Source organism: Arthrobacter sp. GAS37 (genome assembly GCF_044908325.1).
Classification (GTDB): domain Bacteria; phylum Actinomycetota; class Actinomycetes; order Actinomycetales; family Micrococcaceae; genus Arthrobacter; species Arthrobacter ramosus.
Window position 1 is genome coordinate 130,121 of the sequence record NZ_JBIYDB010000003.1, and the last position, 13,054, is coordinate 143,174.

Annotated in this window: 14 protein-coding genes; 8 read left to right on the forward strand and 6 right to left on the reverse strand. The window is 64.4% G+C overall.

Features of this window, described 5'->3' with window-relative positions:
• Positions 1–3: 3 nt before the first annotated feature.
• A complete protein-coding gene (locus tag ABH924_RS04290; protein WP_404497155.1) occupies positions 4–1,536 on the forward strand; it encodes an HNH endonuclease in 1,533 nt (510 codons plus the stop codon).
• A gap of 5 nt (positions 1,537–1,541) precedes the next feature.
• Here ABH924_RS04290 and ABH924_RS04295 read toward each other — a convergent pair whose 3' ends face one another.
• From ABH924_RS04295 to ABH924_RS04310, 4 genes are read right to left on the reverse strand one after another with little or no spacing between them, the layout of a single operon-like run.
• Entirely contained in the window at positions 1,542–2,558 is a 1,017-nt protein-coding gene (locus ABH924_RS04295; protein WP_404497157.1) for a sensor histidine kinase, read from the reverse strand.
• A gap of 11 nt (positions 2,559–2,569) precedes the next feature.
• Positions 2,570–3,244, reverse strand: coding sequence for a response regulator transcription factor (locus tag ABH924_RS04300; protein WP_234751486.1), 675 nt, complete (start codon positions 3,242–3,244; stop codon positions 2,570–2,572).
• 5 nt (positions 3,245–3,249) lie between these two features.
• A complete protein-coding gene (locus ABH924_RS04305; RefSeq protein ID WP_234751485.1) occupies positions 3,250–3,903 on the reverse strand; it encodes a DedA family protein in 654 nt (217 codons plus the stop codon).
• 11 nt (positions 3,904–3,914) lie between these two features.
• Positions 3,915–4,697, reverse strand: a complete 783-nt coding sequence (locus ABH924_RS04310; RefSeq protein ID WP_404497159.1) for a phosphatase PAP2 family protein — start codon at positions 4,695–4,697, stop codon at positions 3,915–3,917.
• A 170-nt stretch (positions 4,698–4,867) separates the two neighbouring features.
• Between ABH924_RS04310 and ABH924_RS04315 the strand changes: the two genes are divergently transcribed.
• The 4 genes from ABH924_RS04315 to ABH924_RS04330 all read left to right on the forward strand — a co-directional run bounded on the left by ABH924_RS04315 (position 4,868) and on the right by ABH924_RS04330 (position 7,457).
• The gene (locus ABH924_RS04315) at positions 4,868–5,236 is read left to right on the forward strand and encodes an alpha/beta fold hydrolase (RefSeq protein ID WP_404497161.1); all 369 of its coding nucleotides are present in this window, start codon (positions 4,868–4,870) and stop codon (positions 5,234–5,236) included.
• Positions 5,237–5,328: 92 nt separating this feature from the next.
• Positions 5,329–5,652 carry an alpha/beta fold hydrolase gene (locus ABH924_RS04320; RefSeq protein ID WP_404497163.1) on the forward strand — a complete coding sequence of 108 codons (324 nt, stop codon included), beginning with the start codon at positions 5,329–5,331 and terminating at the stop codon, positions 5,650–5,652.
• A gap of 19 nt (positions 5,653–5,671) precedes the next feature.
• Positions 5,672–6,556, forward strand: coding sequence for a hypothetical protein (locus tag ABH924_RS04325; protein ID WP_404497164.1), 885 nt, complete (start codon positions 5,672–5,674; stop codon positions 6,554–6,556).
• Positions 6,557–6,614: 58 nt separating this feature from the next.
• Positions 6,615–7,457, forward strand: a complete 843-nt coding sequence (locus ABH924_RS04330) for an IclR family transcriptional regulator (RefSeq protein WP_234751479.1) — start codon at positions 6,615–6,617, stop codon at positions 7,455–7,457.
• Here ABH924_RS04330 and ABH924_RS04335 read toward each other — a convergent pair.
• Both ABH924_RS04335 and ABH924_RS04340 read right to left on the reverse strand, forming a co-directional pair.
• The gene (locus ABH924_RS04335) at positions 7,454–8,935 is read right to left on the reverse strand and encodes a purine-cytosine permease family protein (protein ID WP_404497165.1); all 1,482 of its coding nucleotides are present in this window, start codon (positions 8,933–8,935) and stop codon (positions 7,454–7,456) included. The genes ABH924_RS04330 and ABH924_RS04335 overlap by 4 nt on opposite strands.
• A gap of 135 nt (positions 8,936–9,070) precedes the next feature.
• Positions 9,071–9,832 carry a FadR/GntR family transcriptional regulator gene (locus ABH924_RS04340; RefSeq protein ID WP_404497167.1) on the reverse strand — a complete coding sequence of 254 codons (762 nt, stop codon included), beginning with the start codon at positions 9,830–9,832 and terminating at the stop codon, positions 9,071–9,073.
• 81 nt (positions 9,833–9,913) lie between these two features.
• Here ABH924_RS04340 and ABH924_RS04345 point away from each other — a divergent pair, with 81 nt between their 5' ends.
• The 3 genes from ABH924_RS04345 to ABH924_RS04355 are packed head-to-tail and all read left to right on the forward strand — an operon-like array spanning position 9,914 to position 13,029.
• Positions 9,914–10,804: a carbon-nitrogen hydrolase family protein gene (locus ABH924_RS04345; protein ID WP_404497169.1), complete on the forward strand. Its 891-nt coding sequence runs from the start codon at positions 9,914–9,916 to the stop codon at positions 10,802–10,804.
• Between the two features lie 10 nt (positions 10,805–10,814).
• Positions 10,815–12,164: an APC family permease gene (locus tag ABH924_RS04350; protein WP_404497171.1), complete on the forward strand. Its 1,350-nt coding sequence runs from the start codon at positions 10,815–10,817 to the stop codon at positions 12,162–12,164.
• A gap of 46 nt (positions 12,165–12,210) precedes the next feature.
• Positions 12,211–13,029, forward strand: coding sequence for a carbon-nitrogen hydrolase family protein (locus ABH924_RS04355; RefSeq protein ID WP_404497173.1), 819 nt, complete (start codon positions 12,211–12,213; stop codon positions 13,027–13,029).
• Positions 13,030–13,054 lie beyond the last annotated feature (25 nt).

Below are 13,054 nucleotides of genomic sequence, written 5' to 3' on the forward strand. Positions count from 1 at the left end.
GTTATGGCCGGGAACCGGGGAACACAGCTGATCGGATCAAGCGCGCCGTCCGGCGGCGCGGTTCCGGATGCTCCGGTGTTAGGTACCTGGGTGCGGGATCTGATCGATGCCGTTGCCTCGTTCCGGCCATACGCCGGCGGCACCGAACCGGGCGGGGGCACCGAACTGATAAGCCAGTTGCGTGCCCTGGAGGATTTGAAGTCCGCGGCCGCGGGTTTGCAGGCGAGGATTGCCGTCGCGTTCGATGCCGCCCAGCGCAGCGCCGACGCGGCGGCCGGTGTACCGGCAGAGGAACAGGGACGCGGGGTGGCGGCGCAGGTGGCCCTGGCCCGGCGGGAGTCCCCCGCCCGCGGATCCCGGCTCCACGGCCTCGCCAAAGCCCTCGTGAGCGAAATGCCGCACACCCTCGCCGCCCTGGACACCGGACAGCTGAACGAATGGCGCGCGACCCTGCTGGCGAAGGAAACAGCCTGCCTGTCCGCCGAAGACCGCTGCGCCGTGGACGAGGAACTGGCCGCCGACACCGGAGTCTTCGACGGTATGGGAGACCGGGCGATCATCGCCGCGGCTAGGACCGCGGCCTACCGGCGGGACCCCCGCTCCGTCACCCAGCGTGCCAGCCACGCCGCCACCGAGCGGCACGTGAGCCTGCGCCCGGCACCGGACACGATGACCTATCTGACCGCCCTGCTTCCCGTCGCCCAAGGCGTGGCCGTGCACGCGGCCCTGTCCCGGCACGCCGACACCCTCCGCTCCGCCGGAGAGACCCGGAGCCGGGGCCAGATCATGGCCGACGCCCTCGTCGAACGCACCACCGGCACCCCCGCGGGGATCACCGGGGTGGAGGTCCAGCTCGTCATGACCGACCGGACCCTGTTCCAGGGCGATGCCGAACCTGCCCGCCTGCCCGGCTACGGGATCGTCCCCGCCGCCTGGGCACGGGCAATCCTCACCGGGAACCGGGGCCCAGACGAACGTAGCCAAGACGGAGACAAACAGCCCGGCCACGTCGATCCGGGCCAGCGCGGGCAGGCCCAGGATCTGAAACTCTGGCTCCGGCGCCTCTTCACCGCCCCCGGATCCGGGGACCTTGTCGGAGCCGATTCCCGGGCCCGGCTTTTCCCGGCAGGCATGCGGCGCTTCATCCAGGCCCGCGACGACACCTGCCGCACCCCCTACTGCGACGCGCCCATCCGGCACTTCGACCACATCATCCCCTGGCACAACGGCGGCACCACCAGCCTCAGTAACGGGGCTGGCCTGTGCGAAGCCTGCAACCACACCAAAGAACTCACCGGCTGGACCACGAAAACCGGAGCAGCAAAAACCAGCCCAGGGACACGGCACGTCTTCGACATCCGCACCCCCACCGGACACCACTACCGCTCCACAGCCCCGCCCCTGCCCGGTACCGGGATACAAGGCACAGACCGACCCGATACCGCGGCACCTAATTCCAGGCGCCACCGCCGCCGGCTACGACACCGCGCCAAAGCGTTGAGGTACGCCCACGGCACAGAACTCCAAGCCGCCTGAGAAAGCTATGCCGAGCCTGGCGCCGTTTCATTCGGAACCGTGTCTTTCGGGGCAAGTGGCAGCGTGATCTTCATGATCGTTCCCCGCGGACCACTGCGCTCAACCTCCACAGTGCCGCGGGCCCCGGTGATGATTTCACGGACCAACGCCAAGCCGATTCCGAAGCTGCGCTGGCCCGGTGCGCCTTCGGGGCTGTGTGTCCTCACGAAGCGGTCAAAGATCCGTGTCTGGTCCACTCCCTTGATCCCTGCCCCGGAATCCGAGACGGTGACCACCGCGCGGTTGCCGAGCACCGCCGTCGTGATCCCGACGTGGCCGCCAGCGGGGGTGTGCGCCAGCGCATTGTCGGCCAGGGCAAGGAGGGCGCGGCGAAAGCCATTGCTGTCAATGAGGGCGAAGGGGCGGTCCTTTTCCGTCAGGGTGACGCGGACGTTCTTCTCCGCCGCGAGCTGTTGCAAGCTCTCGACGACGGCGCCCGCCAACTTGGCGAGATCTCCCGGCTCTGCGGCGGCATCCGGAGGCGAGCCTGTGGCTGCGACAAGCAATTCGTTGACGATACCGGTGAGGGTCGCAGTGTCATTGCGGATGCGGGCGAGTGTTTCCCCGGTCCTTGAGTCCGCGGGGGCATCGCGCTGGGCCAGTTGGACCCGTGCATCCAGGATGGCCAGGGGCGTGCGCAATTCGTGGCTGGCGTCCTGCACGAACCGTCGCTGCAATGCCAACGCTTCTCCCAGGGGCCTGATGGCACTCCGCGCGCTGAGCCAGCCGATGGCCCCGGCAAGGAGGATCCCCGCAATGCCGGCAACGATCATGGCCTTCAGGAGGTCCTTTGTGTCCAGATACGCGTAGACAGAGTCGGTTTCGCCTGGTCCAGGCAGCGTTGGATGCTGTGCCTGGTTGAAGAGGTAGATCGCGGCGGCCGCCAGCAGGCAAAGAACCAAAATCGCGCAAGCCGCACTGATCCGCACCGCGATCTTGAGGGAGGCTTTGCGGAGCGTCGCCTGGTCCGGGTTTTCAGTCATGGGGATTGTTCTCAGTCATGGGGGTCGCCGATCTGGTATCCGAGGCCATGGACCGTCCGGATCACCGTTTTGGAGATCTTACGGCGCAGGTGGTGGACGTAGGTGTCGATCACGCCCGGCTGGTCCGTGGGGTGGAACAGGGTGTTGATGAGGTCTTCACGGGTAAAGACACGTTCGGGTTCGCCGGCCAAGGTTTCGAGAAGCCCGGCTTCCTTCGCCGTCAGGGTGACCACGGAACCGTACACAGAGCGCATGGAACGGGCACCGGCGTCGAGCTCCCAGTCCCCGATTCCCAGAGTCTGGGGCGGCTGGGCGTATGTCCTGGTGAGGGCTCGCAAGCGGGCGGCCAACTCCATGGCGTCGAACGGTTTGCTCATGTAGTCGTTAGCCCCCGCATCAAGGCCTCGGATCTTCTCATCGGTGGCACCGAGAGCCGTCAGGATGAGGATCGGGGTGGCGATCCCCTTGCCCCGAAGGGCCTTGATCAAGTCAATACCGTCCATGACGGGCAGCCCCCGGTCAATGACCATCGCATCCCAACTCCGGGTCAAGCCGAGGTGGAGCCCGTCGCGCCCATTGACAGCCAGGTGAACGGAGAAGTCCGGCTCCAGGAGTTCGCTGATGAGCGGCCCCAGAGCGGCGTCGTCTTCGACCAGGAGGAGGGACGGCCGCTCAGCTGTTGTCATGCTGTCTATTCTTCCCCGGCATGCCCGTTCGCGGCGCCCACCTTGGCCTCGCGCCGCTTTTTGAGGAACTCGACTCCCCACGGCAGGACGGAGATCAGGACCATGATAACGGCGATCGCATCAATGTTCTTGGCCACGAACTCATAGTGGCCCAGCCAGGAGCCCAGAAGTGTCACGGAGGTTGCCCAAATGACGGCGCCAGCGATGTTCCACAGGGTGAAGGATTTGTAGTTGTAGCGGGCGATGCCTGCGCTCAGCGGGGCAAATGTCCGCACAATGGGGACAAAGCGGGCCAAGACGATCGCGGGGCCGCCACGGCGCTTGAAGAATTCCTCGGCCGTGTCCAGGTGCGCCGTCTTCAAGACCCGGGCATCATCCTTGAACCAGCGCCGTCCGAACTTGCGCCCGAGCATGTAGCCGATCTGGTCTCCGGCGATGGCGGCGGCCGATACGACGGCGATCAACACGGGCAGTTCAAGCTGCAGTTGCTGGTGAAGCAGGCCGGTAGTGAACAGCAAAGAGTCACCGGGCAGGAAGGGGAAAAGGAGTCCGGATTCGATGAAGACGATCAGCGCCACTACGCCCAGCGCCGCGGGACCCAAGCCCTGAAGGAGGGTGGTGGGATCAAGGAATGCGGGCATGGCAGAAAGTACGTGCATGGGGGTCCTCCTCAGGATCCGTGTGCTTGGGTTGCGGTTGCTTCTGACGAGGTTGCTTCTGACGCAACGCCAAACGGCAGCCGCCCGATGACTCGCGGTACGTACCGGTTCCAGAGCCCGGCCAAGACGATGACTATGGCGCTGGTGGCCAGGAATGACGCCACAACGTCGCTGGGGTAATGGACTCCGATGTAGATCCGAGACCACGCCACCACTACGGCCAAGACGGCGCCGGCCCATGCGGTGAAGACGCCCCATCGGGTGCCCCTGACCAGGAAGTACACGGCGAAGGCGAGCGCTACGGCGAAGGCGGTATGGCCGCTGGGAAAGCTGTTGGAACCCGTTTCCGGGGCCAGGGGGTCGAAAAGAAGCGCAGGATTGGGACGGTGGCGGGCAACGATGAGTTTGAACACCTCGCTGGCAACCCAGCCCGAACATGCGAAGAGCACAAACATGACCGCCCGCACGAAGGACTTCCGAACCAGGAAAACGTACAAGCCGATCACCAGGACAATGCACACTCCCGCTACGGGGGCGAAGAGGAAGTTCAGTGCCATGGCCACGGTGGTCAGAGCGCCCACGTGATGGCGGCTGAGTTCCTGGTCAACGCCGAATTCGTTGGCGGTCAGGCCCGCTACCGACTGCACGCTGAAGCCAATGGCAAGGACTGCCGCGGCGAGGGCAATGCCCCACAGAAGCCAGTACCTGGGCTGCGGAAGCAACGGCACACTGTGACGGACGACGGCGGAAGTGCGGCCTTCCGTGGAAGTGTTCTGCTTGGCGTGTGATCGCATGAAATCTCCGGTTCGGGGGGTGACGGCCGTTGTGCGGCCTGCTTCCACTCTCGCGCGCGGCATTTAAGAAGCTCTTAAGAACTCCTGCTCAGCGCCCTTCTCCCCTTGACCCGTAAGTGACTGAGCCCCAGAGTTAGGAACCTACTGTCCGCCAAAACGAAGGATCTGGGATGTCCGAATTTGCGATCTCGGAAGACGGTACCCGCATCGGGTATGACCAATACGGCGAGGGCCCTGCGGTTGTCCTGGTTGGCGGTGCGATGCAATTCAGGGGCTTCGACCCCAACACCGTGGAAATGGCCAAGCTTCTGGCCGGCAAGGGGTTCACGGTCCTCAACTTCGACAGGCGCGGCCGCGGGGAAAGCGCCGAGGCTCCGTCATTCAGCTTGAAGGACAATATCGACGATCTCGCCACGCTCATCGACATCGCAGGAGGCAAAGCTGCGCTCTTCGGGAGCTCTTCCGGTGGCTCGATTTCCCTGGCAGCGGCGGCGCGGGCCTACCCGTCACGAAGCTGGCGCTCTGGGAGACTCCCCTGAGCGATGAACTCGGCACCGGCGGGGCCGAATTCTTCGCCGGGCTCCAGGAACGGATCGCATCCGGCGACAAGGCCAGCACCATCGAGTACTACATGAAGGACATGCCGCCGGAGTGGCTGGCCGGCGCCAAGAACAGTCCGGGATGGCCCATCATGCTCGGAATGGGCCCGAGCCTTTCCGCCGACGCCGAATCCCTCGCGTGGACCCAATCCGCGCCACGCGCCCAGCTGTGGTCCGGCATCACTCAGCCCACCCTTGCGATCGTCGGCGAGCAAACCATCCCGATCATGCCGAAAGCGGCCGACTCCATCGTGGCCAACATCCCGAGTGCCCGCAAAACCACCATTCCGGGCGCCAACCACGGCTGGGAACCCGGAGTCATGGCTGACGCACTCGCTGAGTTCCTGGCCGGTTAGTACGGCGCTGGCTTCGACGATGGACCTGGCCGCGATCGCCGTCGAGCTCTACACGCTGGTTCCCTCGGCGTTCACGGCGGCCCGCACTGCGCGGGCCAAGGAAGCAAAGTCCGCGGGGGACGCCGAACTGGCGAAACAGATCGCCCAGTTGCCCAAGCCTTCGACGGCGGCGTGGGCCGTCAACATGCTCGTCCGGCACGGCACCAAGGAATTCGCGGGCGTCCTGGAACTCGGGGCGTCGCTCGGGAGTGCCCAGGAGCAGCAGGATCACGACCGCCTCCGCACGCTCGGCCAGCAGCGTCCGCGCGTCCTGGGCGCCGCCGTCGAACAGGCCCGGGCAGTGGCGGAAGGCCTTGGTGTCAAGGTCAGTGGCGCCGCCGCGATGGAGATCGAGGCCACGCTGAGGGCCGCGATGACGGATCCCGGAGCTGCTGCGGCGCTCCGCAGCGGGCAGCTTGTGCGTTCGCTCGCCACGAACGGATTGGAACCCGTGGACCTCTCGGGCGCGGTGGCGATTGCCGGTGCACTTCCCGCGGCGGGTACCACCCAAGAAGAGCCCGACGACGGCGGGCGGGCAGACTCCCAGCGCGGCCGCGCTGACTCGGAGCGTGAACGCGAGAAGGCACAAACCGCACTCGTGGAGGCTGAGCGCAATGCGGACAAGGCCGACTTGGAGCTCGCCCGGGCTGAGCGCGAAAAGTCGGAGGCGGTGCGCCGGAGCGAGCAACTCGCCGTCGAAGTCAAAGCTGCCAAAGACAAGCTGGCTGCGTTGCAGCAGGAGCTGGCAGCGACGGAGTGGGCGATCACCCTGGCCGAGCGGAACCGCAAACTGGCGGTGCGGCTAGCCGCGCGGGAACGCAGGACCGCGGAAACGGCGCGGACCCGATTGGAGGGATTGTCCTAGAACGGAGCGTGGCCTCAACGTCCGATATACCGGACATTCCGGCGCGTATTCTAGGACAATGTACAGTCAATCCGTGCGGCCCAAGGCACCGGCTGCGGCCCAGGTACTGGCGGTTCTTAGATACGTCGCAGGCCAGGCCGGCCCGGTCAGCGCGTCCATCATTGCGCGCGATGTTGGCTTGCCCCGGTCAACCACGTATCAGCTCATTACCTCGCTGATCGATGACGGCTTTTTGGTTCACCTTCCCGAGGAGCGCAAGTATGCCTTGGGAGTGACCGCCCATGAGTTGGGGACAGGGTATTCGCGGCAAGCTCCGATCCAGCGGATTGCCCGGTTCCCTCTTTCCCGGCTCGTCGCCCGGACCCGCCGGACTGCCCATCTTGCCGTGATGCACGGGCGCGACGTCGTTTACGTGATCGAGGAGCGGGCGCCGCGGCAAAGCCCCCTTGTCACCGACACCGGGGTCCGGCTTCCGGCCCACCTGACGGCCAGCGGCAGGGCGATGATGGCCCAGATGGACCCGGCCCAGGTGGCTGCGCTTTTCCCGGGACCGGAGGCCTTCGCGGAGCGCCACAGCAACGGCCCGCAATCTTTGCCCGCATTGCAGGATCTCTTGGCGCGGGCACGGTCGCTTGGATACGCCTGGGAGCAGGACGAGGTCACGGAGGGGTTTTCCTCTGTGGCCGTCGCCGTCCTCGACCGCCAACGCTATCCGGTGGCCAGCGTGACGTTGACGGTGTCGAACCGGGCGTTTCCAGGTCGGTCCACCCGGCACAGGGCCAAGGACGCCGAGACCGCCGAGGAACGGGCGGTCCGCATTGAAGACGTCGCCCGGGAGTGGATTCCGGAAGTGACCAGATGCGCCAGGGAGATTTCCCGCAGGCTCGGCACCCAAGCCTAAACTGCTGCGGTGTTCGGCACTGAGCCGGCCAGCGGAGCTACTGCCTCCCAGCCGGGTTCCGTCGGGTAAACCATCCCGGCCGGAGCGTTGGAGTTCCTCTTCGCCAGCGGGTAGAACACGACGGCCGTGACCACGAGGCCTACGAGCCAGGAGATATCCGCCCCGCCCAGAAGGTCGGTCATCGGGCCGGTATAGAGGGTCTGCGCCAGGAACGGTATCTGGACGACGATGCCGATCGCGTAGCTGAACAGCGCGGTCTTGTTCCAACGCCCGTAGCGCCCGTTCAGGTCGTAGAGGGCCGGAATGTCTACCTTTTCCTTGGAAACCAGGTAGTAGTCCACCAGGTTAATGGAGCTCCAGGGGATGAATACCATCAGCAGGAGAAGGACGAAGTTCTTGAAGTTGGCGATGAAGTCGGGGGAAGCAAGGACTGCAATGAGTACCGAGAGTCCGATGAAGCCGATCACATACGCGAACCGGGTCCATGAAGCTACCGCTGACTTGCGGGTGAACGCTGTGACCGACGTGAGCATGGTCATGTAGCCGCCATAGGCGTTCAGCGTGTTGACGGTCAGTTTTCCGGTCACGATGACCAGGTAAATGACCACCGCGATCAGTCCGCCGCCACTCAAATTCCCGAGGAAAGCGACTTGGCCGTCCAGGAACCGTGCGCCCTTGGGCAATGCGAGGGCAGCGAAAAGCGCGCCCAGGGTCATGGACCACTGGGAACCAATCACTGTGCCGAGGTACGCCGACATGAAGGTCTTGCGTGTTGGGGTGTTGGAAGGCAGGTATCGGGAGTAGTCGGCCACGTACGGACCGTACGTCAGCTGCCACCCCGCGCCAAGCGAAATGGCGAGCAGGAAGGTGGGGAACTCGAAACCGCCGCCTCCCAAGAGTGCTCCGACGTCCTGGCTGGTCAACAACCTGATACCCAGGTAAGTGAAGCCGAGGATACCCACGACGGTCGCAATGCGGCCCAACATGTGGATGTACTTGTAGCCCAGGGTCGCCACGATGATGGTCAGCACCCCGAAGACGATCATGCCCACGGCCGGAGTGCCCGTGTGAAGGATGAGGCTGATTGCCTGTCCGGAGAGGACGGTACCGGTTGCAGCGAAACCGAGGTACATCACGACCACGAGTACCAAGGGAATCACCGCCCCGAAGATTCCGAACTGCGCCCGGCTGGAAATCATCTGCGGCAAGCCGAGCTTCGGCCCTTGGGCCGCGTGGAGCGCCATGACTGCGCCGCCCAAGAGGTTTCCGACCAGGAGGCCGATGATCGCCCACAGCGCATCAGCGCCGAACAGTACTGCCAAGGCGCCGTCGACGATGGCAGTAATCTGCATGTTCGCGCCGAACCAGAGCGTGAACTGCTGGCCAGGCGAACCATGGCGTTCATTTTCCGGGACAAAGTCAATGGAACGACGCTCAACGCGCGGCCCACCCGTTCCCGCTTTTCCTGTGGCCTGCATGCCTGATCCTCACTTTGACAACCGAAGTCCGATGTCCCCAACTGAGAATCAATCAGAGCACGCAAGGTGACAGTGATCACGGAAAGGTGCCCATCTTTCGTCCGATATCCCGGACGATAAGGCCAGAGTTGTGATTTACCCCGTTTGGCGGTCCCCGCGGCCGGCCAGGCCCATGAACATCGTCTTGTGCAACACGTCCACGTGCCGCCGCGAGACTTCCACCGCGCCGCGATCGTCGCCGGCCCGCAGGGCGTTCACTAGCGCGATGTGGTCCCGATTGGACTCATGGAGAAACTCGATCGGGTACGGGATGAAGTATGCGTAGAGCTCCGCCAATGCCTCGTTGTAGGCCTCGACCGCAGCTCCCAAGCCCGAGCACACCGCGACAAGCCGATGAAACCTCTCGTCGGCCTGGTGATACTCCGACCAATTGGTCGATCCGGCCATTTCATGGGTAAGCCGCTCGAGCTCATCAAGTTGCGCCGCCGTGGCATTGACTGCAGCGAAATGGGTGACCGCGCATTCGAACAGCAGCCGACGGTCCACCAACCGGTTCACCGCAAGGGATTCTGCGGGCGACGCAGCGAGCTGCTCGAGCACGTTCTGCGGTGGCTCGTCCGCGACAAAGGTGCCGCCCCCGCGTCCGCGCCGCCGGACAACGACGCCCTGATCAGCAAGGCTTGCCAAGGCCCTGCGAGCGGTGATCGGGCTAACCGATAGGCCCAGCGCGACGTCTTGCTGGTCGGGCAGCCTCTCCCCCGGCTGAAGCAGCCCCAAGGATATGGCCATGCCGATCCGCAGCCGCACGGCGTCGATTGCGCTCCTTCGGTCGATTCCGAGCAAAGGGGCAGCATCGATGGGTGAGTCGCCGGTGGCGTCCTCGAGCTGACGGGTCATATCCGCTACTTTACGGGGCAAAATCCACCTTCCTTTTATTTGATCATTATGATCTAATATGAGGCGAGTCACAACGACAACGTGGAGAAACCAGTGCAACGCATCCTTCCCCTCATCGCCGCCCAAGCGTCACCCCGGCTGATCGGCGAGCCGATCGAGGCTTTCGCCGCCGAGGTCGCCGCCGCCGTCGCGATCCAACCGCATAGCAAGCTTGTGGTCTTCCCCGAGCTGCACTTGTTCGGGGATTCCAACCCGGACCTGCAGCGCACGGAAGTGCTGCAGGACTCAGCCGAGCCGCTGGACGGCCCACGCGTCAACGAGCTGCGGCAGCTCGCAGCGGATTTGGGTATCTGGCTGGTCCCGGGCAGCGTCTGCGAACGAGGCCCCGAGGGGCAATTGTTCAATACCCAGTTGGTCCTTTCCCCGGAAGGCGACCTTGCCGGCTACTACCGCAAGGTCTTTCCTTGGCGCCCCTTTGAGCCCTACGATCCTGGCGATCGATTCACGACCGTTGACCTGGAAGGGATCGGCAGGGTGGGCCTGAACATTTGCTACGATGCCTGGTTCCCCGAGGTAACCCGCCAGCTGGCGTGGATGGGCGCCGAAGTCATCCTTAATGTCGTCAAGACCACGACGCCGGACCGCAAGCAAGAACTCGTCCTTGCCAAGGCAAACGCGATTGTGAACCAGGTCTTCATGGTCAGCGTCAATTGCGCGGGCCCTACAGGCAAAGGCCTCAGCCTGATCGTCGACCCCGAGGGGAACACCATAGCGGAGGCCGACGACGACGCCCCCACCCTTCTCGCCGCGGAACTGGACCTCTCCGCCGTCGAGCATGTCCGCACGCACGGGACCGAAAACCTCAACCGTCCCTGGTCCCAATTCCGTCCCGGCGAACCGGCCATCGAGCTGCCCGTCTACCAAGGCCGCATCGACCCGACAACTTGGACCCCGCGGTCCTCCAACTCCTAAGGAACCACCGGTGACAACGCAACCGAGCCTCACGCGCGCCCTGAAACTGCCCTCGCTGGTCCTGTTCGGGCTGGCCTACCTGACCCCGCTCATCGTGCTGGCGATATTCGGCGTGATCGCCGAAACCACCGGCGGAGCATCGCCGTCCGCCTATCTTGTGGCGATGGTCGCCATGCTCTTCACCGCGCAGAGTTACGGACGCATGGCTGTCGCCTATCCCGTGGCCGGGTCCGCGTACACCTATATCAGGCGCTCCATCGATTCCCGGATCGGATTCCTGGCCGGTTGGGCTGTCCTGCTGGACTACCTGTTCCTGCCGATGGTCATCTGGCTGATCGGGGGCTCCTACCTCACGGCGCAGTTCCCCGACATTCCCATCGGGGTCTGGATCGTCGCGTTCATCGCCATCACCACACTGCTCAACGTGGTTGGCGTCAAGGTGGCGGACAAGGCCAACTACCTGCTGATGGCTTTTCAGCTTCTGGTGATAGTCCTCTTCGTTGCCTTGTCCGTTGGAACCCTGGTCTCAACCTCCGGCGCGAGCGCCCTGGTCAGCACCGCTCCCTTCTTCAACGACACGTCGAGCTTCGACAAGATCACCGCCGGAGCCGCCATCGCCGCGTACTCGTTCCTTGGCTTCGACGCAGTGTCGACCCTCACCGAAGAGACCATCGAGCCGAAGAAGACGGTGCCGAAAGCGATCATGCTCGTCGCACTCATCGGCGGGGCGATCTTCGTCGTCGTGTCATACACGACCCAGCTGATCCACCCCGGCGGGGTGTTCGACGATTCGGCCTCGGCGGCGTCGGACATTGCCCTGAAGATCGGCGGGCAATTCTTCGGCGCGGTTTTCCTGGCCGGACTCGTGGTGTCCCAGTTTGCCTCCGGACTCGCGGCACAGGCCAGCGCCTCACGACTGCTCTACGCAATGGGCCGGGATTCAGTCCTGCCGAAGAAGGTCTTCGGGGCGTTGAACAAGTCCTTCCACACGCCGGTGTTCAACCTGGTCATCACCGGGGCGGTGGGACTCATCGCCATGTTCCTGGACGTTGCCACGTCGACGTCGTTCATCAACTTCGGCGCCTTTACGGCCTTCACGCTCGTCAACATATCGGTCATTGCCTACTACCTGCGCCAACGACGCTCGGGGCACCGGCTCAGCGTATTGTTCTACGTGGTCATGCCGGCGATCGGCGCCATCATCGACGGCTTCCTGCTCTCCCAGCTGGATTCGAATGCCATCACGCTCGGGCTGATCTGGCTCTGCGTCGGCGTCGTTGTACTGGGCATTATCACCAAGGGGTTCCGGAAGGCACCGCCGGAAATGGTGATGGAGGAAAAAGAAGCCGCCCTGGTATGACGACAGATCACAGCGTGCTGCCGGAACACTGAGAAATGAGGACTGCGTGCGCATCACCCTAGCCCAGATCGATTCCGGCACGGACGTCGACCGTAACCTCGACCTCATCGCGGATTACTGTGCCCGGGCCGCCCGCGAGGGCTCTGACCTCATCGTGTTTCCGGAGTACTCGAGCTATGAGAAAAGCCGGGTGGACCAGAGCTTCGTGGACATGGCCGAACCCCTTGACGGCCCGGTGGCTGCCAAGCTCCAGGCGACGGCGGCACGTTACGGGATCGCCGTCGTCGCGGGCCTCCTGGAAGCGTCCCGGGAACGGGACGGATCAGTGGAACGGGACCGATCGGTGGAACGGGACCGGGCCTTCAATACGTTGTTGGCCATCGGTCCGGACGGTTCCCGCCTTGCAAGCTACCGGAAGATCCACCTGTTTGACTGCCAAGGATTCCGCGAATCGGATTACATCAAAGCCGCGCCTGAGCCAGTGCCTGTCACTTTTTCCTGCGGCGGCATGACCTTCGGATTGATGACCTGCTACGACCTGCGCTTCCCCGAGTTGGCGCGCATCCTGGCCGATGCGGGGGCCGAGGTGCTCCTCGTCTGCTCCTCATGGGTTCCCGGCACGGCCAAGACCGAGCAATGGGCCACGTTGGCCAAGGCCCGGGCAATCGAGAACGGCGTGTACGTGGCGGCGGTCTCCCAGACTCCGCCGGTGTCCATCGGCTATAGCATGCTCATTGACCCCCTAGGAACTGTCCTGCATAGCCTCGGCACGGAGCCGGCCACCGCGACGCTGGACATTTCACCGGATGCCGTCCAGGCAGCCCGGGAGCAGTTCCCCACATGGCGGCACCACCGGATCCACTAGGAATCTCGTGACCTCTTCTAGGCCG